This window comes from Aromatoleum bremense (genome assembly GCF_017894365.1).
In the GTDB taxonomy this organism is placed as follows: Bacteria; Pseudomonadota; Gammaproteobacteria; order Burkholderiales; family Rhodocyclaceae; genus Aromatoleum; species Aromatoleum bremense.
Map to the genome: position 1 here is coordinate 3197070 of NZ_CP059467.1, position 23888 is coordinate 3220957.

Annotated in this window: 22 protein-coding genes, 1 tRNA gene and 1 pseudogene; 20 read left to right on the forward strand and 4 right to left on the reverse strand. The window is 64.4% G+C overall.

Annotated features, from left to right (window positions below):
* Positions 1-93: 93 nt before the first annotated feature.
* From surE to rpoS, 4 genes are read left to right on the forward strand one after another with little or no spacing between them, the layout of a single operon-like run.
* Positions 94-837, forward strand: coding sequence for a 5'/3'-nucleotidase SurE (surE, locus tag pbN1_RS14980; RefSeq protein WP_169203301.1), 744 nt, complete (start codon positions 94-96; stop codon positions 835-837).
* Positions 834-1490 (forward strand): protein-L-isoaspartate(D-aspartate) O-methyltransferase, encoded by a 657-nt coding sequence (locus tag pbN1_RS14985; protein ID WP_169203300.1) that lies wholly within the window; start codon positions 834-836, stop codon positions 1488-1490. The genes surE and pbN1_RS14985 overlap by 4 nt, the downstream gene beginning before the upstream one ends.
* Entirely contained in the window at positions 1487-2377 is an 891-nt protein-coding gene (locus pbN1_RS14990) for a peptidoglycan DD-metalloendopeptidase family protein (RefSeq protein WP_210147519.1), read from the forward strand. Before pbN1_RS14985 ends, pbN1_RS14990 begins: the two co-directional genes overlap by 4 nt.
* 10 nt (positions 2378-2387) lie before the next feature.
* Positions 2388-3323 carry an RNA polymerase sigma factor RpoS gene (gene rpoS / locus pbN1_RS14995; protein WP_169203299.1) on the forward strand — a complete coding sequence of 312 codons (936 nt, stop codon included), beginning with the start codon at positions 2388-2390 and terminating at the stop codon, positions 3321-3323.
* A gap of 15 nt (positions 3324-3338) precedes the next feature.
* Here the strand turns inward: rpoS and mltB are convergent, their stop codons facing one another.
* Both mltB and pbN1_RS15005 read right to left on the reverse strand, forming a co-directional pair.
* Positions 3339-4352 (reverse strand): lytic murein transglycosylase B, encoded by a 1014-nt coding sequence (mltB, locus tag pbN1_RS15000; protein WP_169203298.1) that lies wholly within the window; start codon positions 4350-4352, stop codon positions 3339-3341.
* A 7-nt stretch (positions 4353-4359) separates the two neighbouring features.
* A complete protein-coding gene (locus pbN1_RS15005; RefSeq protein WP_169203297.1) occupies positions 4360-4719 on the reverse strand; it encodes a hypothetical protein in 360 nt (119 codons plus the stop codon).
* On the opposite strand from pbN1_RS15005, the gene pbN1_RS15010 reads away from it, so the two are divergent.
* From pbN1_RS15010 to bamC, 3 genes are all read left to right on the forward strand, one after another.
* Complete coding sequence (locus pbN1_RS15010) at positions 4700-5626, forward strand: histone deacetylase family protein (protein WP_169203296.1); 927 nt, start codon at positions 4700-4702, stop codon at positions 5624-5626. The genes pbN1_RS15005 and pbN1_RS15010 overlap by 20 nt on opposite strands.
* A gap of 92 nt (positions 5627-5718) precedes the next feature.
* On the forward strand, positions 5719-6597 hold the full coding sequence (gene dapA, locus pbN1_RS15015) for a 4-hydroxy-tetrahydrodipicolinate synthase (RefSeq protein WP_169203295.1): 879 nt from the start codon (positions 5719-5721) through the stop codon (positions 6595-6597).
* 23 nt (positions 6598-6620) lie between these two features.
* Entirely contained in the window at positions 6621-7757 is a 1137-nt protein-coding gene (gene bamC, locus pbN1_RS15020; RefSeq protein WP_169203294.1) for an outer membrane protein assembly factor BamC, read from the forward strand.
* 108 nt (positions 7758-7865) lie between these two features.
* Here the strand turns inward: bamC and pbN1_RS20825 are convergent, their stop codons facing one another.
* Positions 7866-8498 carry a hypothetical protein gene (locus pbN1_RS20825; RefSeq protein ID WP_244856972.1) on the reverse strand — a complete coding sequence of 211 codons (633 nt, stop codon included), beginning with the start codon at positions 8496-8498 and terminating at the stop codon, positions 7866-7868.
* On the opposite strand from pbN1_RS20825, the gene rlmD reads away from it, so the two are divergent.
* From rlmD to hbdA, 13 genes and pseudogenes are all read left to right on the forward strand, one after another.
* Positions 8482-9783 carry a 23S rRNA (uracil(1939)-C(5))-methyltransferase RlmD gene (gene rlmD / locus pbN1_RS15030; RefSeq protein WP_169203293.1) on the forward strand — a complete coding sequence of 434 codons (1302 nt, stop codon included), beginning with the start codon at positions 8482-8484 and terminating at the stop codon, positions 9781-9783. The genes pbN1_RS20825 and rlmD overlap by 17 nt on opposite strands.
* Before the next feature lie 140 nt (positions 9784-9923).
* Positions 9924-10011 (forward strand) — tRNA-Ser (locus pbN1_RS15035).
* A 374-nt stretch (positions 10012-10385) separates the two neighbouring features.
* Positions 10386-11525, forward strand: a complete 1140-nt coding sequence (gene bzdN, locus pbN1_RS15040) for a benzoyl-CoA reductase, bzd-type, subunit N (protein WP_169203292.1) — start codon at positions 10386-10388, stop codon at positions 11523-11525.
* A 21-nt stretch (positions 11526-11546) separates the two neighbouring features.
* On the forward strand, positions 11547-12851 hold the full coding sequence (bzdO, locus tag pbN1_RS15045) for a benzoyl-CoA reductase, bzd-type, subunit O (RefSeq protein WP_169203291.1): 1305 nt from the start codon (positions 11547-11549) through the stop codon (positions 12849-12851).
* Between the two features lie 129 nt (positions 12852-12980).
* Entirely contained in the window at positions 12981-13790 is an 810-nt protein-coding gene (locus tag pbN1_RS15050; protein ID WP_210147520.1) for an acyl-CoA dehydratase activase, read from the forward strand.
* Between the two features lie 38 nt (positions 13791-13828).
* Positions 13829-14746, forward strand: coding sequence for a benzoyl-CoA reductase, bzd-type, subunit Q (gene bzdQ, locus pbN1_RS15055; protein WP_210147521.1), 918 nt, complete (start codon positions 13829-13831; stop codon positions 14744-14746).
* Between the two features lie 62 nt (positions 14747-14808).
* Positions 14809-15261: a GNAT family N-acetyltransferase gene (locus pbN1_RS15060; RefSeq protein WP_169203886.1), complete on the forward strand. Its 453-nt coding sequence runs from the start codon at positions 14809-14811 to the stop codon at positions 15259-15261.
* A 403-nt stretch (positions 15262-15664) separates the two neighbouring features.
* The gene (locus tag pbN1_RS15065; protein ID WP_210147522.1) at positions 15665-16447 is read left to right on the forward strand and encodes an SDR family NAD(P)-dependent oxidoreductase; all 783 of its coding nucleotides are present in this window, start codon (positions 15665-15667) and stop codon (positions 16445-16447) included.
* A gap of 148 nt (positions 16448-16595) precedes the next feature.
* Complete coding sequence (locus pbN1_RS15070; protein WP_169203885.1) at positions 16596-17774, forward strand: acyl-CoA dehydrogenase family protein; 1179 nt, start codon at positions 16596-16598, stop codon at positions 17772-17774.
* 395 nt (positions 17775-18169) lie between these two features.
* A pseudogene (locus pbN1_RS20830) lies at positions 18170-18298 on the forward strand (TRAP transporter small permease); the annotation flags it as partial.
* 100 nt (positions 18299-18398) lie between these two features.
* Positions 18399-19373, forward strand: coding sequence for a TRAP transporter large permease (locus pbN1_RS15080; RefSeq protein ID WP_244857266.1), 975 nt, complete (start codon positions 18399-18401; stop codon positions 19371-19373).
* 40 nt (positions 19374-19413) lie between these two features.
* Complete coding sequence (locus pbN1_RS15085) at positions 19414-20445, forward strand: TRAP transporter substrate-binding protein (protein ID WP_169117432.1); 1032 nt, start codon at positions 19414-19416, stop codon at positions 20443-20445.
* A 65-nt stretch (positions 20446-20510) separates the two neighbouring features.
* On the forward strand, positions 20511-22082 hold the full coding sequence (gene hbdA / locus pbN1_RS15090) for a 3-hydroxybenzoate--CoA ligase HbdA (protein WP_169203884.1): 1572 nt from the start codon (positions 20511-20513) through the stop codon (positions 22080-22082).
* A 119-nt stretch (positions 22083-22201) separates the two neighbouring features.
* Here the strand turns inward: hbdA and pbN1_RS15095 are convergent, their stop codons facing one another.
* Complete coding sequence (locus pbN1_RS15095; RefSeq protein ID WP_169203883.1) at positions 22202-23443, reverse strand: MFS transporter; 1242 nt, start codon at positions 23441-23443, stop codon at positions 22202-22204.
* Between the last annotated feature and the right edge of the window lie 445 nt (positions 23444-23888).

Genomic DNA, 23888 nt, shown 5'->3' on the forward strand with positions numbered 1-23888 from the left:
CGGAGGGCGTGTGCCGCTGTGCTAACATTCCCCGCTTCTCTTGCGTACATCGGGCACGGTGTGGGCGCTCGTGCCATTCCGAACGGAAGAATCATGCGCATTTTGGTGAGTAACGACGACGGCTATTTTGCTCCGGGGATCGCCGCCCTCGCTGAGGCTCTGCAGAAGGTCGGGGACGTCACGGTGGTGGCGCCCGAGCGTGACCGAAGCGGCGCGAGCAATTCCCTGACGCTCGATCGCCCGTTGTCACTGCGACGGGCGGCAAACGGTTTCCATTTCGTCAACGGCACACCGACCGACTGCGTGCACCTTGCGGTCACCGGCATGCTCGATCACCTCCCGGACATGGTCGTGTCCGGCGTGAATCACGGCGCGAACATGGGCGACGACACGATTTATTCGGGCACGGTCGCGGCCGCCACGGAAGGGTTCCTGCTCGGAGTGCCGGCGATTGCGGTGTCTCTCGTGAGCAAGGCGGCGACTGATTTTTCGGCGGCTGCGCGGGTCGCGCGCGATCTCGCCGAGCGATTTACACGCGTCCCTTTCCAGCATCCGGTATTGCTGAACGTGAACGTGCCGGACCGCCCCTATGAAGAGCTGCGCGGCATCCGCGTCACGAGACTGGGCAAGCGGCACAAGGCCGAACCGGTGATTCGCAGCGTGACGCCGCGCAACGAGACCGTCTATTGGGTGGGCGCGGCCGGCCAGGCTGCGGACGCGGGTGAGGGTACCGACTTCCAGGCGGTGGCTGAAGGCTTCGTGTCGGTCACGCCGTTACAGATCGACCTCACTCACAGCGGCCTGATTCCCAGTGTCGCCGAATGGGTCGGTAGATGAGCATGCGGCCCCCGGATCCCGGGCAGGCCTCGAGCCGTGCCCGTGCCCGCATGGTTGAGCGGCTCCGTGCGCAGGGGATCGCCGACGAGAAGGTGCTCGCGGCGATGATGCAGATTCCGCGCCACGCGTTTGTCGATGAAGGCCTCGCCTTCAGTGCGTACGACGACACGGCGCTGCCGATCGGATACCAGCAGACGATTTCGCAACCGCTGGTGGTCGCGCGCATGATCGAGATCCTGCGCGTGGGCCGCGAACTGGGACGGACCCTCGAAGTCGGCGCCGGCTGCGGCTACCAGGCCGCGGTACTGTCCCTCGTGGCGACCGAAGTGTATACCGTAGAGCGCATTCGCCCCCTTCTTGACCGGGCACGCGAAAACCTGCGCCCCTTGCGGCTGCCGAACGTTCGTCTCAAATACACCGACGGCAATCTGGGATTGCCCGAAGCCGCTCCTTTTGACACCATTATCGTGGCTGCCGCTGCAGCCGGCATCCCGGACTCGCTGAAGGAGCAACTCGCTCCGGGCGGGCGATTGATGATCCCGCTCGGGACCGCTGACCAGCGTCTCGTGATGACCGAGCGGCACGGCAATATTTTCAGGGAAAGCCGGTTCGAAGCCGTGCGCTTCGTCCCCTTGCTCACTGGTACGGAATGATCCATTCAGTAAAATCCGCTTCATTGAAGTTTTTCGGCCCCGTGCTTCTCGCCGCGCTGCTGTCGGCATGCGCAGCGACAGGCCGGGCTCCTGTCCGCGACACCACGCCCCCACCCTCGACCCAGGCGCCCTCGGAGGCTCCGACCAACGGTGCGAAGCAGCCCGTTCATGTGGTCCGGCCGGGCGATACCTTGATGGGTATCGCCCGGCTGTATGGGGTAACGGCAAGGGATCTGGTCGTCTGGAACAATTTGACGGATCCGAATCAAATACATGTGGGCCGAGAATTGCGCGTCGGTCCTCCGGCGGATGCGGTTGCGCAGCCGATCGCGATCGGCGAACCCGTGGAAGTGCAGCCGGTGAAGCCGGGGAGCGACGCCAATAGCGTGCTGGTAAAGCAGGACCCGAAGGGAGGAAAGCAGCCTTATAGCGACGAAGCGTGGGCTTCGATCCAGCCTCGCTCGACCCTTCCGCCGGTTGTGCCGCCGCCCGCCCCGGAAGCGGACAAGCCGGCGGCCACCGACCCTGTTTGGCTATGGCCGGTAAGCGGCCAGGTCATCGGGACGTTCGACGAGGCCGCCAACAAGGGGCTCGATATCGCTGGCAAGCCGGGCGATCCGGTGATTGCTTCCGCGGGGGGCAAGGTAGTGTATTCGGGCAGCGGCTTGCGCGGCTATGGAAAACTGGTCATCATCAAGCACGACGCGAACTATCTCACGGCATACGCGCACAACCAGCAGTTGCTGGTCAAGGAAGGGGAGTCGGTTACCAAGGGTCAGAAAATCGCAGAGCTCGGAAGTACCGATGCGGATCGCCCGAAGCTTCACTTCGAGATTCGCAAGCAGGGACGTCCGGTCGATCCGATGAAATATCTGCCTGCACGCTAACGAGGAGGCTATGTACGATCCGGTGAGTCGTGACGATGTGGATAGTCAGGAGCCGGATCTGCCCCCCGAGGTGGAGGTGTTCGTCGAGCGGGTCGCGCCCGCGTTCGAGAACGAGTTTCTCAGCGACGTCACCCAGATCTACCTGAACGAGATCGGGGCGAATCCGCTGCTTACAGCAGCCGAAGAGGCTGCGCTCGCGAGAAGAGTGCGCACCGGCGATTTTTCCGCTCGCCAGATCATGATCGAGCGCAATTTGCGCCTGGTCGTCAATATCGCGAAACATTACCTCAATCGCGGCATCCCGCTGCTCGATCTGGTCGAGGAGGGAAATCTCGGCCTGATGCATGCGCTCGAGAAATTCGACCCCGAGCGCGGCTTCCGCTTCTCGACCTACGCGACGTGGTGGATTCGCCAGAACATCGAGCGGGCGATCATGAACCAGTCGCGCACGATCCGCCTGCCGGTGCACGTGGTCAAGGAGCTGAACCAGGTGCTGCGCGCGCAGCGCAACCTCGAAGCGTCGGGCAACGGCGAGTTCACGCTTGAGCAGGTCGCCCATCGTCTCGACAAGTCGGTCGATGAGGTGCGCGCGATCCTCGCCCTGAGCGAGCACACTGCGTCGCTCGACGCGCCGCTCGAGATCGACCCGACCCTTTCGATTGGCGAATCGCTCGCCGACGATCAGGCCGAGCCTCCCGATACCCACATCCAGGATGCGGAGGTCGAGAGGCTGATCCAGGAATGGATCGGGATGTTGAACGAAAAGCAGCGCCTCGTGATCCGGCATCGATACGGGCTCGATGAATGCGAGGTGATGACGCTGGAGGAACTCGCGTCGCGACTGTGCCTGACGCGTGAGCGGGTGCGCCAGATCCAGCTCGAGGCGCTGGGACAATTGCGAAGGACCGTCAAACGGCGCGGTATTTCGCGGGACGAACTGCTGTAGGCTCGCCCCGCCCGTTCATTCCGCGCGTGCGGTTTCAGCCCTTTGCTGCTCACGCAAGGCCTGTGACAGTTCGAATACGGCCATCGCGTAGAAGCTGCTCTTGTTGTAGCGCGTGATCGTGTAGAAATTTTGGTACCCGAGCCAGTATTCGGTTTCAGTGTCGGGCGTCGCAAGGTCGACGAGGGTCGCAGGAGCCGCGCGTAACGTGCCATTGAGGCCCGTTACGCCGGCCTGTGCCAGTTGTTCCGGTGAAAGCGCGGGTTTGATGCCGGCGTCGATCAGCGGCTGCAGGTCGGCTCCGGGCGCGACGCGCGCCGGCTCCGCGACGAGGTCACCACGCACCCAGCCATGCTCGGCGAGGTAGCGCGCGACACTGCCGATCGCATCGGTCGGTTCCAGATCGAAGTCGATGCCGCCGCTGCGGTCGAAATCAACGCCGTAGCTGCGGATGCTGCTGGGTAGGAACTGTGGGTAGCCGATCGCGCCGGCATACGAACCGTAATAGCTGAAAAGATCGCGTTGCTGCTCGCGTGCCAGCAGGAACAGGTTTTCGAGTTCGCGCAGGAACAGCGGTGCCCGTGGCGGATAGTCGAACGCCAGCGTTGCCAGCGCCGACAGCGTCTCGAAATTTCCCGTATTGCGGCCATAGTAGGTTTCCACGCCGATGATCGCGACGACGATTTCCGGCGGCACGCCATAGCGTTCGTGCGCGGCCTGCAAGGTCGCCGCATGCTCCTGCCAGAATGCAACGCCGCCACCGATGCGTCCCGAATCGAGAAAGCGGGCGCGGTAGCGTTGCCATGAGCGGACGCCGGGCGAGCCCGACGGGCTGATCAGCCGGATGACGCCGGGCGCGTGGCGGGCGCGGTCGAGCGCCGCGAGCACTTCCCCGCCGTCGAAACCGTGTTTTTCCTCCATTGCGCGGACGAACGCCCTGACCTCCTCGCGCTGGACATAGGACGCATCGGCGAGCGCTGTGCCCGAGAGGAGAGCAAGCGCGAGGAGCGGGGTGACGAAGCGTTGTTTCATTTGTGTCTCAGTCTCTGGGTGGTGGTCGCCGGGAATCCAGGGGTTCCCCCTGTTCCGGCCAGGCAAACCAGGCGGTCGGCAATAGGCGCCGCGCTTGATGCAGAACCGGGGCCAGCTTGAGTCGCCGGCGGGAAGTCGTGGTGCCGCCCGGGACGGGAAGGGCCCGGATTGCTTCGCCGGGCAGGCGGGTGGCATGGCCGTGAGGCATGGGGTTGCGCACTGTGAAATTGACCGGGAAGCGGTGATAATAGACGACAAAGATCATCAGGCTGCGCCCGACGCAGGCGACGAAACGGTTCGAAGGCCAGGCCGCGGTGACATCGCCTGCAATGAATGAGGGGAGGGATATGACGACGACTGCGTTCATTACGCACCGGGAATGCTGGCTGCACGATATGGGGGCTTTCCATCCGGAATGCTCTGACCGGCTTGCAGCGATCAATGACCGCTTGATCGCGGCCGGCCTCGACCTCTATCTCTCATTTTACGACGCGCCCCAGGCGACGCCCGAGCAGATCACTCGCGCACACCCTGCCGCGTACCTCGAAGAGCTGATGAACAGCGTGCCCGAGCATGGCATCCGCCACCTCGATCCCGATACCGCCATGAATCCCGAGACCATGAAGGCGGCGTTGCGTTCGGCCGGTGCGGGCGTGCTGGCGACGGACCTGGTGCTGAAGGGCGAGATCGAGAACGCGTTCTGCGCGGTGCGCCCGCCGGGTCATCACGCGGAACGGGCCCGGGCGATGGGATTCTGTTTCCTCAACAATGTCGCGATCGCGGCGCGCCACGCGCTCGAGGCGCACGGACTGGAGCGGGTGGCGATCGTCGATTTCGACGTTCACCACGGCAACGGCACCGAGGACATCTTCCGCGAGGATCCCCGCGTGATGATGACGAGCATTTTCCAGCATCCGTTCTATCCCTACAGCGGCGCGGACTGCACGGCGGCACACATGGTCAACGTGCCGGTCCCCGCCGGTGCGCGCGGAGACACTTTTCGCCAGATTGTCAGCGACGTCTGGATCCCCGCGCTGAGGAACCACAACCCGCAGATGATCTTCATCTCCGCGGGTTTCGACGGGCATTACGAAGACGACATGGGGTCGCTCGGTCTGGTCGAATCCGACTATGTCTGGGTGACGCAGCAGGTCAAGGCGCTTGCGGCGGACTGCGGACACAAGAACATCGTTTCCATCCTCGAAGGGGGATACGCGCTGTCTTCGCTCGCCCGCTCGGTGGTTGCGCATATCAAGGCGCTGGCCGATCTGTGATGGGGCGCGTGCGACGCGATCCGCGCCCGCACCGGGGTGGTCGTCTGCCGTCGATCGGGTAGAATCAGCGTTTTAATCTTTCGGCCACTTCCATGATTACCGGATCGATTGTCGCCATCGTCACGCCGATGCACGAGGATGGCAGCCTGGATTACCCTCGTCTGCGCAGTTTGATCGACTTCCACGTGGCCGAAGGTACCGACGGCATCGTGGTCGTCGGCACCACCGGCGAATCGCCGACGGTGAGCGTCGAGGAGCATTGCGAACTCATCCGCACGACGGTCGAGCATGCCGCCGGGCGTATCCCGGTGATCGCCGGAGCTGGCGCCAACTCGACAGCCGAAGCGATCGAACTTGCCCGCTTTGCGCAGGAGGCGGGGGCAGTCGCGCAGCTTTCGGTCGTCCCGTATTACAACCGGCCGACCCAGGAAGGACTTTACCGGCACTTCCGTTCGATCGCCGAAACCGTCGAACTGCCGCTGATCCTCTATAACGTCCCGGGGCGCACCGTCGCCGATCTGTCGAACGACACGGCGCTGCGCTTGGCCGAGATCCCGAGCATCATCGGCATCAAGGACGCGACGGGCAGCATCGACCGCGCCTGTGATCTGATCGACCGCGCGCCGAAGGATTTCGCCCTCTACACCGGCGACGACATGACCGCGGCAGCCTTCATCCTTCTTGGCGGTCACGGCACGATCTCGGTCACCGCCAACGTCGCGCCGCGGGCAATGCACGAGATGTGCGCCGCAGCATGTGCGGGAGATGCGCTCAGGGCGCGCGAGATCAACGCGCACCTCGTCGGCCTGCACCGCGATCTCTTCTGCGAGGCCAATCCGATTCCGGTCAAGTGGGCGGTTGCCCGCATGGGCCTGATCGAATCCGGCATTCGCCTTCCGTTGACCCCGCTGTCGTCCGGCTCGCAGGAGCGCGTGCTGCTCGCGATGCGTCGTGCCGGCGTGAACGTTTGAATCTTCAGGACTTTCGGAAACTCATGAATCGCAGCGTCCGCACCTCGGCTTCACTTCTCGCCCTTTCACTCGTCCTGGCCGGATGCTCCGGCTCACTGGTCGAATCGAAGAAGATCGACTACAAAAGTGCGCGCCAGTTGCCGCCGCTCGAGATTCCCCCCGACCTCACCGCCCCGACGCGTGACGACCGCTATGCCGTACCTGACGTCTCGCCGCGCGGCGTCGCGACCTATTCGGCCTATACCAGCGACCGGGCCGCGCAGCCGCAGGCGACGGCGACCGCAGACGTGCTGCCCGCAGTGCAAAGCATGCGGGTCGAACGTGCCGGCACGCAGCGCTGGCTCGTCGTTCCGGGAACGCCGGACGTGCTGTGGCCGCAGGTCAAGGATTTCTGGCTCGAGCTCGGCTTCGTCGTGAACATCGACCGCCCGCAAGTCGGGGTGATGGAAACCGATTGGGCCGAAGACAGGGCGAAAATTCCGCAGGACTTCCTGCGCTCCGCGATCGGCGGCGTGCTCGACGGATTGTTCTCGACGCCGGAACGGGACAAATTCCGCACCCGGCTCGAACCGGGCAAGGAACCGAACACGGTGGAGATCTATATCAGCCATCGCGGAATGGTGGAGATCTATCCCACCGAAGCGAAGGATACGACGATCTGGCAGCCCCGCCCGGCCGATCCGGACATCGAGGCCGAGATGCTGCGCCGCCTGATGGTGCGGCTCGGCGCGAAGGAAGAGCACGCGCAGGCGATCGTTGCGGCGGCCCCGGAGGCCGAGCGCGCGACGCTGCAGACCGCCGGCGGGAAGGCGAGCCTGTCGATGCAGGAGTCTTTCGATCGCGCGTGGCGACGGGTTGGCCTCGCGCTGGACCGGATCGGTTTCACCGTCGAGGATCGCGACCGTTCGAAGGGGCTGTATTTCGTCCGTTATGTCGATCCGGAGGTCGACATCGAGTCGAAGAAATCCGAGGGCTTCCTGTCGAAGTTGGCGTTCTGGCGCGGCAAGGACGAAGTCGCGGCAAGCGGCAGTGAATATCGCCTGCGGGTGCAGGGCGAAGAGGATGCGTCGGTGATCACCGTGATGACGCGCGAAGGCGGGGAAGATTCGTCGGCTACCGCGCGCAAGATTCTCACTCTGTTGCAGGAGCAACTGCGCTGAGGCGTGGCGGCATCCCGCAGGGGTGACCCGGAGCTCGCCGCGGAGGTGTTTCCTTGGTTTGTAAAAAAAAGCCGGCTCGCGCCGGCTTTTTCATTCCGGAAGAGCCCGTTACTTCTGAACGGCTTCCTTCGTTGCTTCGACAGCCGCGTCAGCACCTTCCTTGGCTGCTGCGACAGCTTGCTCGGCGCCTTCCTTGGCTGCTTCGACCGCATTGGCCGCGCCTTCCTTGGCGCTTTCCACGGCTTCCTTCGCGGCTTCCTCGACTGCGGCTGCGGGGGCTGCTTCCTGCGCAGGAGCCGGAGGAGCAGCGGGCTCTTCCTTCTTGCCGCACGCGGACAGGGCAAAGGCGAGCAGGGCAGCGACGAGGAGCGATTGTTTCATGTCTGGTTTCCTTATTAGATAGAGGTGATGACAGCAGTTGATCCGCCTTGTCTGCAGATCGTCAAAGCGATTATGCAAGCGGTAGACCAATGGAAATTCTAGCATGTCAATGTCGCTGCCACTCGTTATGTGTTGCAGTGCCGCACCCGGATAAACGGCATGGACTTCGCGCGGCACAAGGTCCTCGGCATTTCCTGTGGACCAACATGTTTCAATTTTTATGAGCGGGCGAGCAAGGTCGCCTGTCGCCTGGATGCTTCCGGGAAGTTTTCCTGCAAACGATGTGCCGATGTAAAAAGTGTCGCGGAGAGACGTAAAATCATCGGCTTTTGGCGGATATTCAATGCCTGTCGCAGTCATCGAGTCGCTGGATCACGAAGGTCGCGGGGTCGCGCACGTTGACGGCAAGGTCGTCTTCGTCGAGGGGGCACTTGCGGGCGAGCGGGTCGAATATACGGTCTATCGTCAGCGGCCGAGTTACGACCTCGCCGAGGCGACCCGCATCATCAAGGCCAGCGCCCAGCGCGTTGTACCTCGGTGCGAGCATTTCGGCGTGTGCGGAGGGTGCTCGATGCAGCATCTCGACTCGGTCGCGCAGGCGGCCGCCAAGCAGCGCGTGCTCGAGGACGCGTTGTGGCACGTCGGAAAGGTAAGGCCCGGCATCATCTACGCGGCGATCCACGGCCCGTCCTGGGGTTACCGCTATCGTGCGCGGATCGGCGTCAGGGTGGTGCCAAAAAAAGGCGGAGTGCTGATCGGCTTCCACGAACGGCGCAGCAGCTACATCGCCGACATGCACAGCTGCGCCATTCTGCCTTCTCACGTTTCGGGGATGTTGCCGGCGTTGCACGAACTCATCGGCGGACTCTCGATAGCCGACCGGCTGCCACAGATCGAAATCGCGATCGGCGACACGACGACCGTACTGGTGTTCCGCAACCTGTTGCCGTTGACTCCCGCCGACGAGGCGCGGCTCGCGGCCTTCGCCGACGAGCATGGCGTGCAGGTGTGGCTGCAGCCGGGCGCACCGGCGACGGCGCATCCGCTGCACCCGAAGGGTGCCGCGCCGCTCGCCTATACCCTGCCCGAGTTCGACGTCACGATGGCGTTCCAGCCGACCGACTTCACCCAGGTGAATATCGACATCAACCGCCTGCTGATCCGTCGTTCGTTGCAGCTGCTCGATCCCCGGCCCGGCGAGCGCATCGCCGACCTGTTTTGCGGGCTGGGAAATTTCAGCCTGCCGATCGCTCGCCGCGGTGCCATGGTGGTAGGCGTCGAGGGCAGCGAATCACTCGTTAGGCGTGCGACCAAGAACGCGCGACGCAACGGCCTGCACGGCCGCAGCGAATTCCACGCCGCAAACCTATTCGAAGCGACCGAGGACAGCCTCGCCGCGCTTGGCAAGCTCGACAAGCTGCTGATCGATCCGCCGCGCGAAGGAGCGATCGCGGTCGTCAAGGCGCTCAGCGCGCTGCAATCGCCCGCGCGTATCGTGTACGTATCCTGCAATCCGGCGACGCTCGCGCGCGATGCGGCCGTGCTGGTGCACGAGAAGGGCTACGTGCTGCGAGGCGCCGGCATTGCCAACATGTTCCCGCAAACCTCGCACGTGGAATCGATCGCGCTTTTTGAGCGGAACTGACGCGGAGGGATTTGCCGCCCCGCACCGCGGGATTCGCGCCGGCAGCTTCCATATGGCGGTGCACGGCGCGCCCGGGTGGTATACTTCGCCGCTCTCGGCAGCAGGGCAGCGCAACTGGAAACCTGCCCTGAACCCGCCCAGGAAGCGTGGCAGAGTGGTCGATTGCACCGGTCTTGAAAACCGGCAACGGGCAACCGTTCGTGAGTTCGAATCTCACCGCTTCCGCCAAAAATACGAGAAAAAGCGGTCATTTTGGCCGCTTTTTCCGTTTACTCCACAATGCACACGGCAAAGCCGAAACGAGGTTGGTGTCAAGCGACACCGCCCCGGCTCGTCAAGCCAGTCGTGGCCGCTGGGCCACGACCCCGCGACGTCCTGTCCATCGAGGGCACTCCCGGATTACCCCTGTTCGGTGGTCGGATCCGATTTCCCCTGAACACTTGCATTCCTAATGAACCGCGAGTAGAGTGAGTGTTCATTCACTTGTTTGATTGGCATCAAACAAGTGAAGACCCAGGGGCGGATGGGGTTTGTATCGCTCGATATGTTTCTCAGATGGCCGGATCCGCCGCGCAGCGGAACATTCTTAAGGAGGCAAGTTCATGAACGACGGATTGTTTGACCAGTTCAAGGAGTGGTACGAGAAGCGTCACGACTATGCGCGGGCCTGGAAGGCACGCACGGGCGGGCAGGTCGTGGCGACGATGTGTACCTATTCGCCGGAGGAGTTGCTGATTGCGGCCGGGATGCTGCCGGTGCGCGTGCTCGGCGCCCATGAGCCGCAGAACGTCACCGAGCCGCACATCTTTGGCATGTTCTGCCCGTTCTGTCGCGACTCGCTCGCCCAGGGCCTGCTCGGTCGCTACGACTATGCGGAAGGCGTGACGCTGACGCAGTCGTGCATCCAGTATCGCCAGACCTACAGCTCGTGGCGCCAGAATGTCCCGACGGTGAAGTGGGACTACTACGTCGCGATGCCGAACGACGTGCAGTCGCCGCATTCGCGCAAGGCCCATATCGCCGAAGTGCAGCGCTTCCGCGTGTTCCTGCAGACGCTGACCGGCAAGGAAATCACCGACGACATGCTGCGCGACGCGCTCGCCGTGGTCGACGAGAACCGCCGCCTGCTGCGCCAGCTCTTCGACTACCGCAAGGAAACGAATCCGCAGGTGACTGGCGTCGAAGCGCTGTATGCGTCGATCACCGCCCAGTTCATCGACAAGCGCGAGCACAACGAGCAGCTGAAGAAAGTGCTGGCGGCGCTGCCGACGCGCAATCTCGATCGTCCGCAGGGCGCGCGCTTCATGACCATCGGCTCGGAAAACGACGACATCGCGTTCATGGCGATGGTCGAATCCGTCGGCGCGACGATCGTCATCGACGACCAGTGTTCGGGCACGCGCTACTTCTGGAATGCCTCGAAGCCCGACGACGACGTCGTCCGCGCGATCGCCGAGCGCTACTGCGACCGGCCGGCGTGCCCGACGAAGGACTACCCGGCCCACACGCGTTTCGACCACGTGCTGAATCTGGCGAAGGAATACAACGTCCAGGCCGCCGTCTTCCTGCAGCAGAAGTTCTGCGATCCGCACGAGGGCGATTACCCGGACCTGAAGCGTCACCTGGAAGCCAACGGCATCCCGACGTTGTTCCTGGAATTCGACATCACGAACCCCATCGGCCCGTTCCGCATCCGCATCGAAGCGATGCTCGAGACGCTGAGCGAAGAAGAGCTGTTCTGAGCCCTCAAGGAGAGACCAATCATGACGAACCTGTATCCGACCGAACCGCTCAAGCTCTGGGGCAAGGCCAAGGAGCTGCGCGAGCAGTACTACCAGAACTTCGCCCGCGCGAAGGACAACGGCGGCATCCGCTGGTCCGCGGCCGGCTGGTCGTTCGACGCGATTCCGACCTCGCTCGGCGACGACGTCTATCCGCTGACCGGCGAGCCGTATTCGGCAGGCGTGTCGCTCGACCGCAAATTCACGCAGCGCTGCCTTGATGCGGCCGAATCCTACGGCTTCGCGCGCGACATGTGCTCGTACATGCGGATCTACTGGGGCAGCATGCATCTCGATGAGTACTTCTACGGTGGCAAGTGGCCGAAGTCGGACTTCATCTACCAGACGCAGATCTGCTGCTCGCACGCGAAGTGGTACCAACACGTCGCGCGCACGAAAGGCATTCCCGATTTCTACGTCGACGTGTCGGTCGGCGCGTACAAGGATCTGACGCCGGATCGCCTCGACTACGTGACGAGCCAGCTGCACGACTCGATAGAGTTCGTCGAGAAGGCAACGGGTCGCAAGTGCGACGACGAACTGCTGATCCGCGCGATCAGGAACGAAATGCGCTCGACCGCACGCTGGGCGCAGATCTGCGAACTGCAGAAAGCCGTGCCGGCGCCGCTGGACGAAAAGACGATGTACTCGCTGTACGTGCTCGCGATCCTGCACAAGTCCTCGCAGTGGTGCGCCGACTTCTACGACGAACTGTACGAGGAAGTGAAGGATCGCGTCGCGCGCGGCATCGCCGCGGTGCCCAACGAGCGTTGCCGCTTGATGTCGGACACGCAGCCGCCGTGGCCTTTCCTGAAGATATTCCGCTATCTGGAGAGCTACGGCGCGGTGTCGGTCGGCTCGCTCTACACCTTCGGCCTCGAAGGCACGTGGGAGACCAAGCCCGACGGCAGCTGGGGCGCACGCACGCTGCCGTGGGAGAAGGGCATCGAGATGAACGACCGCGACACGGCGCTGCGTCTCTATGCCGACTGGAACCTGTCGAAGCCGCTGTGGCAGCAGTTCTTCGACCCGTCGGTGAAGTCCGAGATGATGCTCAACATCGCGCGCGACTGGAAAGTCGATGGCTGCATGATGCACCTGAACCGCGGTTGCGAAGGTCTCTCCGTCGGGATCATGGAGAACCGCCAGGCGATGGCGAAGGCCGGCATCCCGATCATGACGTACGAAGGAAACATGGGCGACGAGCGCGAGTTCGACGAAGTCCGCACCCAGGCGCGCGTCGACGCGTTCATGGAGCAGCTCGGCCTGCGCCGCCTGGCCGCCTGATTTTCCGCGCCGCCGGCGCGCCGTACCGTTGCCGACGTCGCCTGTCGCACCACACGTGCGGCGGGCGACGAATCGGTGCGTTCCGGCGTGCAGGTGGTATCAGAATGAATTTCGATTGAGGATACGAGAATGATTACCGCTGGAATCGACATGGGCTCCCGCAGCGTGAAGGTTGTGCTGCTGGAGGAGATCAAGGTGGATGGCGCGCCGCAACTGAACTACGCGGTGAAGAAAGCGCACCTGATGATGCCGGGCGATATCGACGCCGACCAGGCCGCCGAGAAGGCTTTCACCGAAGCGCTGGCCGCGGCCGGGGTGTCGCGTGACCAGGTGAAGTCGGTGTTCGCGACCGGGGCCGGGCGCAAGCAGGTCGAGTTCGCCACCGAAGGCGTCACCGAGATGACGGCAGGGGCGCGCGGCGCGGTGTACATGTACCCGCAGGCGCGCACCGTGGTCGACGTCGGCGCCGAGGAAGGGCGCGGCATCAAGACCGACGCGGACGGCAAGGCGATCGACTTCGCCGGCAACGAGAAGTGCGCCGCCGGGGCGGGTTCCTTCGCCGAAGCGATGAGCCGCGCGCTGCAGCTCACGCTCAAGGAATTCGGCGAAGCGAGCCTGCGCTCGGACAAGTCGATCCCGATGAACGCCCAATGCACGGTGTTCGCCGAGTCCGAAGTGGTGTCGCTGATCCACTCCGCGACGCCGAAGGAAGACATCGCCAAGGCCGTGCTCGACGCGGTCGCCAGCCGGGTGTGCGCGATGGTGCGCCGCGTCGGCATCGAAGGCAACGTGGTGCTGATCGGCGGCATGGTGCACAACCCCGGTTTCGTCGCCTCGCTCAAGAACGCGATGGACGTCGATCAGGTGCTGCTGCCCGACCTGCCGGAATTCGTCAGCGCTTTGGGCTGCGCGCTGATCGCGGCCGAACGCCAGCACTGAACCGATACGCGAAAAGACACGGATAAAGGAGCGATCAAATGAATGCAGAAGTTGCTGCGGCCACGGTGGCAGAAGCGGCCCCCGAGAAGAAGGAATTCTGGCGCTGGCAGGAAAACGTCTGGTTCGACGAAACGAAGAACTGGAAAGACGCCAAGATCATCACCTGCGGCATCGACGTCGGCTCGGTGTCCTCGCAGGCGGTCATCGTCTGTGACGGCGAACTGTACGGCTACAACAGCATGCGCACCGGCAACAACTCGCCGGACTCGGCCAAGAATGCCCTGCAGGGCATCATGGACAAGATCGGCATGAAGCTCGAGGACATCAACTATGTCGTCGGCACCGGCTACGGCCGGGTGAACGTGCCCTTCGCCCACAAGGCGATCACCGAGATCGCCTGCCACGCCCGCGGCGCGAACTACATGGGCGGCAACCAGGTGCGCACCATCCTCGACATGGGCGGCCAGGATTGCAAGGCGATCCACTGCGACGAGAAAGGCAAGGTCACCAACTTCCTGATGAACGACAAGTGCGCGGCCGGCACCGGGCGCGGCATGGAAGTCATCTCCGACCTGATGCAGATCCCGATCGCCGAACTGGGCCCGCGCTCGTTCGACGTCGATGTCGAACCCGAAGCGGTGTCGTCGATCTGCGTCGTGTTCGCCAAGTCCGAAGCGCTGGGTCTCCTGAAGGCCGGCTACACCAAGAACAAGGTGATCGCGGCATACTGCCAGGCGATGGCCGAGCGCGTGGTGAGCCTCTTGGAGCGCATCGGCGTCGAGGAAGGCTTCTTCATCACCGGCGGCATCGCGAAGAACCCGGGTGTCGTCAAGCGCATCGAGCGCATCCTCGGCATCAAGGCGGTCGACACCAAGATCGACAGCCAGATCGCCGGCGCGCTGGGCGCGGCGCTGTTCGGCTACACGCTGATGCAGAAGCAGGCGAAAGCGGCCTGAAGTCGGGGCTGAAGCAGCGCCGGCATCCCTGCCGGCGCTGCATTTATCGAGGAGAAGGGGAAATGCCTGAAAAGAACCGTGTAATGCGCGTACTGAAGAAGGATGATCTCGGCGCGGTCGTCGCAATCGACGAAATCGGTGCGAAGCGCTCCCGCCGCGATTACTACGAACGCAAGTTCGAGACAATCCTCAATTCTGCTCACAACATCAACTCGTCAATCGTCTGCGAAATCGATGGCAGGATGGTCGGCTTCGTCATGGGCGACGTCTATTTCGGCGAGTTCGGAATCCCGGAAACGTCCGCGACGATCGACACCATCGGTGTCCATCCGGAGTTCCAGAACCACGGCATCGCGAGTGAAATGCTCGATCAGTTCATGATGAACATGAAGGCGGCGGGCGTGAAGAAGGTCTACACGTTGGTGAACTGGGACGATTTCGCGCTGGAGAAATTCTTCTCGCGACAGAAGTTCACCCCGTCCAAGCTGGTGAATCTGGAATATCAGCTGCCTTGACCGGGTAGCCGGCGCGGTGATCGGCAAGGTCTGCCGCGCCGGCGGCGACATCTTGTCGCGGGACTGCCTGCAGTCAACCGGAGCGCGCCGAAGCGCTGCATACTTGCGGCGCCGATGGGCCGGGTGGTCGTGGCCGGCGATCGCCAGGCCGGTAGTAACACTGTCTCCGCCACAATCCATTCCAGAAGAAACGAGCGCCATCCACTCGGCCGGCTCACCACAAGAATTGTCCTTTCAACGTCGAATATGACTTGACGCATGGAGGTGAATGAGTGACCATTCATTCACTGATTTGGGTGGCAGCGACGCCCCTAGGGGTGGTACGCGCCCTGCGGCGGCAGGAAGCGGAGCATCGGTGTCAGGCGGGTGGCGATGGGTTCCAGTCAATGAAGGAGGTGGTGGAATGAGTACGGTGCGCGAACTTTCCGGCAAACACGCGGTGGTCACCGGAGGCGGCCGTGGCATCGGTGCCGCGATCGCACAGCGCCTGGCCGAGCAAGGCGCCCACGTCACGCTGATGGGGCGCACGCGCGAACCGCTCGAAGAGCGGGCGGACGCGCTGCGGGTACTCACCGACATGCATTGCGAAGCCGTCGACGTCGCCGACCCGGCCTCCGTCGCGGCCGCTTTCGATGCCGCCGCACGCAGATTCGGGCCGGTCTCGATTCTGGTCAACAACGCCGGCCAGGCGTCGAGCGCGCCGTTCATCAAGACCGATCTCGCGCTGTGGCAGCAGATGCTCGACGTCAATCTCACCGGCACTTACCTCGGGACAAAGGCGGTGCTGTCCGGCATGCTCGCCACCGGCTGGGGCCGCATCGTCAATGTCGCCAGCACCGCCGGCCAGAAAGGCTATCCCTACGTTTCGGCCTATTGCGCCGCCAAGCACGGCGTCATCGGCATGACCCGCGCGCTGGCGCTCGAACTGGCCCAGAAGAACATCACGGTGAATGCGGTTTGTCCCGGCTACACCGACACCGACATCGTGCGCGAGGCGATCACCAATATCCGCGCCAAGACTGGCCGCAGCGAAGCCGAAGCGCAAGGCGAGCTCGCGAAGCACAACCCGCAAGGCCGCCTGGTTCGTCCCGACGAAGTCGCGAACGCCGTGCTGTGGCTGTGCCTCCCAGGGGCGGAAGCGATCACCGGCCAGGCGATTTCGGTATCCGGCGGAGAAGTCATGTGAAACCGCACGGATGCGACAGGCCGGCAGTGCGGAAATTCTGGAGCGGATCCGGCTGACGGCCACTGCCCGCGGGCAGCGCGGCGCAGTGCAATGAACCAGAGGAGGGGGTGACATCGGCTCACCTTCCCGTTTGCAGGAGGAGAAATAGATGAGTGATCAGACCTATCTCGAGTGGCCGTTCTTCGACGAGCGTCACCGGCAACTGCAGATCGAACTCGACGCCTGGGCGTCGGCGAACGTGAACGCACATCACGGCAGCGATCTCGACGCCGCGTGCCGCGAGCTGGTGGCCAAGCTGGGCGCCGCCGGCTGGCTGCGCTACGTCGTCGGCGGCACCGCCTACGGCGGTTGTCACGACGTCATCGATACCCGCGCGGTATGCCTGCTGCGCGAGACGCTGGCGCGTCACTCCGGGCTCGCCGACTTCGCCTTCGGCATGCAGGGGCTGGGTTCCGGCGCGATCACGCTGCATGGATCGGACGCGCAGAAGCGCGACTACCTGCCGCGCGTCGCAGCCGGCCGGGCGATCGCCGCCTTCGCGCTGTCGGAGCCCGGCTCCGGTTCGGACGTCGCCGCGATGGCCTGCAGCGCGCGCCAGGACGGCGACGAGTACGTGATCGACGGCGAGAAGACGTGGATCTCGAACGGCGGCATCGCCGATTTTTACGTGGTCTTCGCCCGCACCGGCGAAGCGCCCGGCGCCCGCGGGCTTTCCGCGTTCATCGTCGAGGCCGACAGGGCGGGGCTCGAAATCGCCGAACGCATCGACGTCATCGCGCCGCATCCGCTCGCCCGTCTGCGCTTTCGCGAGTGCCGCGTGCCGAAGTCCTGCCTCCTCGGCCTGCCGGGCCAAGGCTTCAAGGTCGCGATGCAGACGCTCGACATCTTCCGCACGTCGGTGGCCGCGGCGGCGCTCGGTTTTGCCCGCCGCGCGCTCGACGAAGCGCTCAAGCGCGCCACGACGCGCGACATGTTCGGCCAGAAACTCGCTGATTTCCAGATCACGCAGGCGAAGCTCGCGCAGATGGCCACCGGTGTCGACACCTCGGCGCTGCTGACCTACCGCGCCGCGTGGCTGCGCGACCAGGGGCAGAACATCACGCGCGCCGCGGCGATGGCGAAGATGACCTCCACCGAGACGGCACAGCAGGTCATCGATGCCGCCGTGCAGATCTGGGGCGGCTGTGGTGTCGTCAGCGACCACCCCGTCGAGCGCCTGTATCGCGAGATCCGGTCGTTGCGCATCTACGAAGGCGCGACCGAAGTCCAGCAACTCATCATCGCCCGGCAGACGCTTTCGGCGTACGAACGGGAACAGAAGCACTGACGTCAGCCGTCCGGGTGCCGAACGATCAAGGATCGTTCGGCACCCGCGTCCGGCGTACAGCCGGCCCGCGACCTTGCGGCGTGTGCCGGGACCGATCGGGAAAATACCCGTTCCTGTGTGACTGCCTGCTCATGCAGTCCACATATAAGAGGAGACAGAACATGCATGCAAGCATTGCGAGCTACGATGCGACGGCTACGCCGCATGGCGTCGAAGCGCTTCCTGTTCGACCCACGGTGCCCGCGGGCGAAGAGGAAATCCTGCTCGAGCCCGGTTCCATCGAACACGTCGCCCATCCTGAAGCGCTGCCGCACGGGCCGTGGGGCATGCGGCTGCACGCGGTCAGCAGGGCGTTCGCGCTGGCCGGCGGGGTCTTGTTCATCGTGCTGATCGCGATGTCGCTGGTGTCGATCATCGGCCGCAAGCTGTTCTCGGCTCCGGTGCCCGGCGATTTCGAGCTCCTGCAGATGGGAGCAGCAGTCGCCGCCGCGACGTTCTTCGCCTACTGCCAGATGACCGACGGGCACGTGAAGGTCGATTTCTTCACGGCCTGGATGCCGGCGCGCCTGCGCGCCTTCCTCGACGGGGGCCTGTGCAGGCTTCGGCGCGATCTGCGGCTCGTCGCTGGCGACGGCAGCGACGATGGGCCAGGTCGCGCTGCCGGAGCTCAAGCGCTACAAGTATTCCGGGGCGCTGGCGACCGGCGCGCTCGCCGCGGGCGGCACGCTCGGCATCCTGATTCCGCCGTCGGTGCCGCTCGTGATCTACGCCGTGCTGACCCAGGAATCGATCGGCAAGCTGTTCATGGCGGCGGTGCTGCCCGGCATCATCGCGATGCTCGGCTACATGCTGGTGATCCGCATCATCGTCACGCTCAAGCCGGAAGCCGGCCCCGCCGGACCGCATGTGCCGCTTGCCGAGAAGCTGCGTTCGATCGCGAGCGTGTTCCCGGTCGCACTGATCTTCCTGGTCGTGATCATCGGTATCTATGGCGGCTGGGCCAATCCGACTGAAGCGGCGTCGATCGGCGCCGCCGCGTGCGGCATCCTCGCGGTCGTCTCGGGCGGGATGCGCTTCGAAGGCGTCAAGGACAGCATCCTCGGGGCAGCCGAAGCGACGGCGATGATCTTTCTCGTGCTGCTCGGGGCGGACATGCTCAACACGGGCCTCGCGCTCACGCAGATGCCGGCCGAGCTCGCCAACTGGGTGAAGGACAGCGGCCTGTCGCCGCTGCTGGTGCTGACTGCGATCCTGCTGATCTATGTCTTCCTCGGCTGCGTCATGGACGCGCTGGCGATGATCCTGCTGACGATCCCGATCTTCTATCCGGTGGTGATGGGCCTGGAGTTTTGGGACCTGAGCCAGGCAGACAAGTCGATCTGGTTCGGCATCCTCGTGCTGATGGTCGTCGAGATCGGTCTGGTGCATCCGCCGGTCGGCATGAACATCTACATCATCAACCGTCTCGCGAAGGACGTCCCGCTCAGCGACACCTTCAAGGGGGTGATGCCGTTCCTCGCCTCCGACCTGATGCGCATCGTGTTGCTGATGTTCTTCCCGGTTATCACGCTGTACCTGGTACGGACCTTCGGCGGCTAGCCGGGCCCGGTTCATTCGATCTGTTCAAAGGAAAAAACCGATGAAAACCCGCAACCTGCTCACCCCGCTTTGCGCTTCCGTGCTGATGACGTTTGGTGCCGCCCAGGCCCAGGCAGACGATGTCGTCACGCTGCGTGTGCATCACTTCCTGCCGCCGTCGTCGAACACGCAGCTGAAGTTCCTCGAACCGTGGTGCGCGAAAATCAATGCGGAATCCGCGGGCCGGCTGAAGTGCCAGATCTATCCGGCGATGCAGATGGGCGGCACGCCGCCGCAGCTGTTCGACCAGGCCAAGGACGGCGTCGCCGACATCGTCTGGGCATTGCCCGGCTACCAGGCGGGCCGCTTCCTCGTGACCGAAGCGTTCGAGCTGCCGTTCATGGGCATCTCCGGCGAGAAGTCGAGCCGGGCGCTGTGGACCTACGCGACGAAAAACGCGACGGAGGAGTACAAGGGCGTGCGGCCGCTGGTTTTCCACGTGATCTCCGGCATGGCCCTGCACACGTCGAAGAAGCAAGTCAAGACGATGGACGACCTGCGTGGCCTGAAAGTACGCGCGCCGACCCGGCTGGCAACGCGGATGCTCACCGCGCTGGGCGCCACGCCGGTGCCGATGCCGGTGCCGCTGGTCACCGAGAGCCTGTCGAAGGGGGTCATCGACGGGGCGATGATCCCGTGGGAAGTGGTGCCGGCGATGAAGGTGCAGGACGTCGTCAAGTATCACACCGAGACCGATCCGAGCATGCCGCTGCTGTCGACATCGGCCTTCGTGCTGGCGATGAACCCGGCCAAATACGACAGCCTGCCGCCGGAGCTGAAGAAGGTCATCGACGCGAACAGCGGCGCCGAGGTGTCGGCGTGGGCCGGCAAGGTCTGGGATGACGCGACGCTGGCCGGGCGTCAGTCGGCGGTGGACCGCAAGAACACTTTCTATATGGTGCCCGCGGACGAAGTGAAGAAGTGGCAGAAGGCCTCCGAGTCGGTGACTGCCGAGTGGGTCAAGGAAGTCACCGCCAAGGGGCATGACGGGCAGAAATTGCTCGCCGAAGCCCAGGCCCTGCTGAGTAACTGACCGCGAAGGTCGTCTCGCTCCCCGGTCCTCGCGCCGGGGATTTTTTCTGTCGTTGTGGAGCAGACATGAGCTTTGACAATACCGCGCGATATGGAACGATGAACGCGGCCGACGAAATCATCGGTCGCCCCCTTTTCCTGGGGCTCGGCGATCGGGCCGCGATCGTCAGCGGCGAACGCTCGGTGAGCTATGGCGAACTGAATGCGATGGTCAATCGCACCGGGAACGCGCTGAAGGAACATGGGCTCGCCAGGGGAGACCGGGTGCTCTTCCTCATGGACGACTCGCCCGAAATGGTTGCGGCCTACCTCGGCACGATGCGCATTGGCGCCGTCTCGGTTGCGCTCAACGTCCGCCTCGCGCCGCGCGACGTGCGCTACGTCATCGAAGACAGCGAGTGCCGGGTGCTGATGATCGATGCCGAGTTCGTTCACCTGTACGAGGAAATCGCCGGCGAGCTCGCGTCCCGGCCTTTGGTCGTGGTTCGCGGCGCCGCGCCTCCTGCGGGCTGCGTGTCGCTCGAGAGCTTCGTCGAGGGCCGCTCCGATGCGCTCGAATCGGAGCCGGCGGCACCGAACGACATCGCGTTCTGGGTCTACTCCTCGGGCACGACCGGCCGGCCGAAGGCAGTGATGCACACGCACGACTGCGTGCTGATCGCGGACCAGATGGAGCGCGAGTATTTCGGCGTCGTGCCGGGAGACCGCATCTTCACCACATCGAAGATGTTCTTCGGCTGGGCGCTCGGCCATTCGCTGATGGGCGGGTTGCGTTGCGGGGCGACTGTGATCGTCGTGCCGGGCTGGCCGGACCCGACGCTGATGGCCGGCGTCATCGAGCGGCACAAGCCGACGATCCTGTTCAGCACACCGGTGATGTACCGCAACCTGCTGCGCGAAGGCGTCGCCGAAACGCCCGCGTGCCGCGAGATCCGCCATTTTCTGTCGGCCGGCGAGAAGCTGCCCGAGACGCTCTACCAGCGCTGGCTCGAAGCCTGCGGCAAACCGATCATCGATGGCATCGGCGCGTCGGAGACGATCTTCCTGTTTCTCGTCAACGACCCGCTCGAGCAGCGGCCGGGTTCCTGCGGCAAGAAGGTGCCGTGGGCCGAAGTCCGCCTCGTCGATGAGGCCGGCGAAGAGATCGTCACGCTCGACGTGCCGGGGCTGATAGCGATCAGGACGCCGTCACAGTTCGCCGGTTACTGGAAGCAGCCCGAGCTGACCGCGAAGGCGCTGCGGGACGGCTGGTACTACCCGGGCGACATGTTCAGTTTCGACCGCGACGGGTACTGGTACCACAACGGGCGGGCCGACGACATGCTGAAAATCTCCGGGCAATGGGTGAGCCCGTCGGAGATCGAATCCTGTGCAATGACCGCGCCGGGGATCTCCGAGGCCGCGGTCGTCGGCATCCAGCAGGACGACGGGCTGATGCGTCTCGCGCTGATTGCCGTCGCGAAGGATCCGACGGCCAACGAGGCGCGGCTGTCCGAGGAAGTGCTCGACACGCTGAAGGCCAATCTGTCGATCTACAAGTGCCCGCGTACGATCCGCTTCGTCGACGAGTTGCCGCGCACCGCTACGGGCAAGATCCAGAAATACCGTTTGCGGGAAATGATTAAAACGGCCGCCTGACGTGAACTACGTCGGGGTTGGTCGGGCAAAGCCGCAGCCCAGCCACCCCGACGCTGATCTGGAACGGCAACGACACAAACGGCGGCGCGAGACCGCCGTTTGTGCCGTTCCGGCGTTCTTCAGCAGCCCGGGGCGCCCCCTTCCGCGACCGCATGTTCCACAGGGGCGCTGCGCGCGTCCGGCTGCGTGCGTTCGATCACCCGCAGCAACAGGCCGGCGGCGACGCCCGCCACGGCAGCCCCCGCCATGAGGCCGGTCGCGGCGTGCCAGTCCCCGCCCGCGGTAACGGCCGCGGCGATCGCCGGCGGTCCGATGAACTGGCCGAGGTTCGAGCCCTGCACGAGCAGTCCATTGACCGCCCCGATGTGCCGGGGCGACGGCGCATGGGCGGTCAGGCCCGAGAACGCGGCAGCCGGGAGAATGCCGCCGACAGCGGTAAACAGCAGGCACAGGCCGTAGCGCAGCGCGTCTGGCAGGCGCTCGTCGAAAATGCCGAACGCGCACGCCAGCATGAACAGCGACGCGCCGCAGATGAGCGTGCCGCGGCGGATATCGCGGTGGACGAGCCAGCCGCCGAATAGGTTACCGGGCACGTTTGCTGCGACCACCCCTGCGGTCAGCGCGCCGGCGAGCGACACCGAAAGGCCGCGGTGGTCGACGAGGAAGCTCGGCAGCCACACCATCAGCGTGAACCACTGCAGCGTATACGTGAAAAACGCGACGGTCAGGCACCACGCGCCCGGACTGCGCAGGGTTTCGAGGATCACGCCCGAAGCGGGGCCCGCGGCGGCGTCTGGCGGCGCGACGAAGCGCTGGCGCATCCGGTAGAGCAGTGTGGCGCAGGCGAGCGTCGCGCCGGCGAGAACGAGCCACAGTCCCCGCCAGCCGAGCGACGGGAGCAGGAATGGCGCCGTCAGCATCACGACGCTGCTGCCGAACGGCAGGTAGATGCTCCACAGGCCGAGCGCGAGGCGGTAGTCGCGCGGCGCCGTGCTGCGTGTGATCAGCGAGGGGAGGGTGACGACGACGGCGATGAAGCCGCTGCCCTCGAGCACGCGGGACACCAGCAGCAGCGTGTAACTCTGCGCGAAGGCGCCGAGGACCGCGCCGAACACCATCATCGCAAGCCCGAGCAGCGCCAGCCGAAGCTGGCCGATCCGCGCGCTCGCGCCACCGAAAAACAGCGCGCAACAGCTGCCGAGCGTCGCGAACGTCGACATCACCCAGCCCGCCTCGACCATCGTCAGTCCCAGCTGGTCGCGCACCGCCGGTAGCGCGGGCGGAACCTTGCCGATGGCGGCTGCCGCGACCATGCCTGAAAAGATCGCGATGCCTACCGCGGTCCATGAAGTCTTCTGCATTGCTTTCCCCTGGAGTGTTGACGAATGATTGAGTGCTCAGTCACGACAGTCAACTGCGCGATAGGCGAAAACCGTTGCCAGAGGCTCTGGACTGCGCGGCCCGCCGGGCGGCTGACGTTGATCAATACCCGGCGCCCGCGGGCGCCGCGAACGAAAGGCCGATCTCTGTCGCGTTACATCATGCAACGAGATATTTCCCGCCTCCCGCTGCGATGACGCTCGCCTGATCGGGGCTGCAACGGCGTTCGCCCGGACGACTTCCGCGTGCGGGCGAGAGGAATCCTGCATCAGGGGGTTGACTTGATTGACTGACTGAACAATCATTCATACACCAGCTGCGCTTCCGTGCGAAACCAGGCGCGGCGTGTGAGCAAAAGGGGTTCGTGAGCGGCAAGGCCGGCATCCGGACACCCGACCAGGCAAAAACTTTGTGAATCAGGAGGCG

Coding starts and splice junctions, on each gene's coding strand:
- mltB (WP_169203298.1), bottom strand. CDS start 4,352: ATGAAACAACGCTTCGTCACCCCGCTCCTCGCGCTTGCTCTCCTCTCG.
- bzdQ (WP_210147521.1), top strand. CDS start 13,829: ATGAATGCAGAAGTTGCTGCGGCCACGGTGGCAGAAGCGGCCCCCGAG.
- bzdN (WP_169203292.1), top strand. CDS start 10,386: ATGAACGACGGATTGTTTGACCAGTTCAAGGAGTGGTACGAGAAGCGT.
- bzdO (WP_169203291.1), top strand. CDS start 11,547: ATGACGAACCTGTATCCGACCGAACCGCTCAAGCTCTGGGGCAAGGCC.
- pbN1_RS15060 (WP_169203886.1), top strand. CDS start 14,809: ATGCCTGAAAAGAACCGTGTAATGCGCGTACTGAAGAAGGATGATCTC.
- rpoS (WP_169203299.1), top strand. CDS start 2,388: ATGTACGATCCGGTGAGTCGTGACGATGTGGATAGTCAGGAGCCGGAT.
- pbN1_RS15005 (WP_169203297.1), bottom strand. CDS start 4,719: ATGAACGCAGTCGTCGTCATATCCCTCCCCTCATTCATTGCAGGCGAT.
- surE (WP_169203301.1), top strand. CDS start 94: ATGCGCATTTTGGTGAGTAACGACGACGGCTATTTTGCTCCGGGGATC.
- bamC (WP_169203294.1), top strand. CDS start 6,621: ATGAATCGCAGCGTCCGCACCTCGGCTTCACTTCTCGCCCTTTCACTC.
- pbN1_RS15010 (WP_169203296.1), top strand. CDS start 4,700: ATGACGACGACTGCGTTCATTACGCACCGGGAATGCTGGCTGCACGAT.
- hbdA (WP_169203884.1), top strand. CDS start 20,511: ATGAGCTTTGACAATACCGCGCGATATGGAACGATGAACGCGGCCGAC.
- pbN1_RS14990 (WP_210147519.1), top strand. CDS start 1,487: ATGATCCATTCAGTAAAATCCGCTTCATTGAAGTTTTTCGGCCCCGTG.
- pbN1_RS15050 (WP_210147520.1), top strand. CDS start 12,981: ATGATTACCGCTGGAATCGACATGGGCTCCCGCAGCGTGAAGGTTGTG.
- pbN1_RS15095 (WP_169203883.1), bottom strand. CDS start 23,443: ATGCAGAAGACTTCATGGACCGCGGTAGGCATCGCGATCTTTTCAGGC.
- pbN1_RS15085 (WP_169117432.1), top strand. CDS start 19,414: ATGAAAACCCGCAACCTGCTCACCCCGCTTTGCGCTTCCGTGCTGATG.
- pbN1_RS14985 (WP_169203300.1), top strand. CDS start 834: ATGAGCATGCGGCCCCCGGATCCCGGGCAGGCCTCGAGCCGTGCCCGT.
- pbN1_RS20825 (WP_244856972.1), bottom strand. CDS start 8,498: ATGACTGCGACAGGCATTGAATATCCGCCAAAAGCCGATGATTTTACG.
- pbN1_RS15065 (WP_210147522.1), top strand. CDS start 15,665: ATGAGTACGGTGCGCGAACTTTCCGGCAAACACGCGGTGGTCACCGGA.
- dapA (WP_169203295.1), top strand. CDS start 5,719: ATGATTACCGGATCGATTGTCGCCATCGTCACGCCGATGCACGAGGAT.
- rlmD (WP_169203293.1), top strand. CDS start 8,482: ATGCCTGTCGCAGTCATCGAGTCGCTGGATCACGAAGGTCGCGGGGTC.
- pbN1_RS15070 (WP_169203885.1), top strand. CDS start 16,596: ATGAGTGATCAGACCTATCTCGAGTGGCCGTTCTTCGACGAGCGTCAC.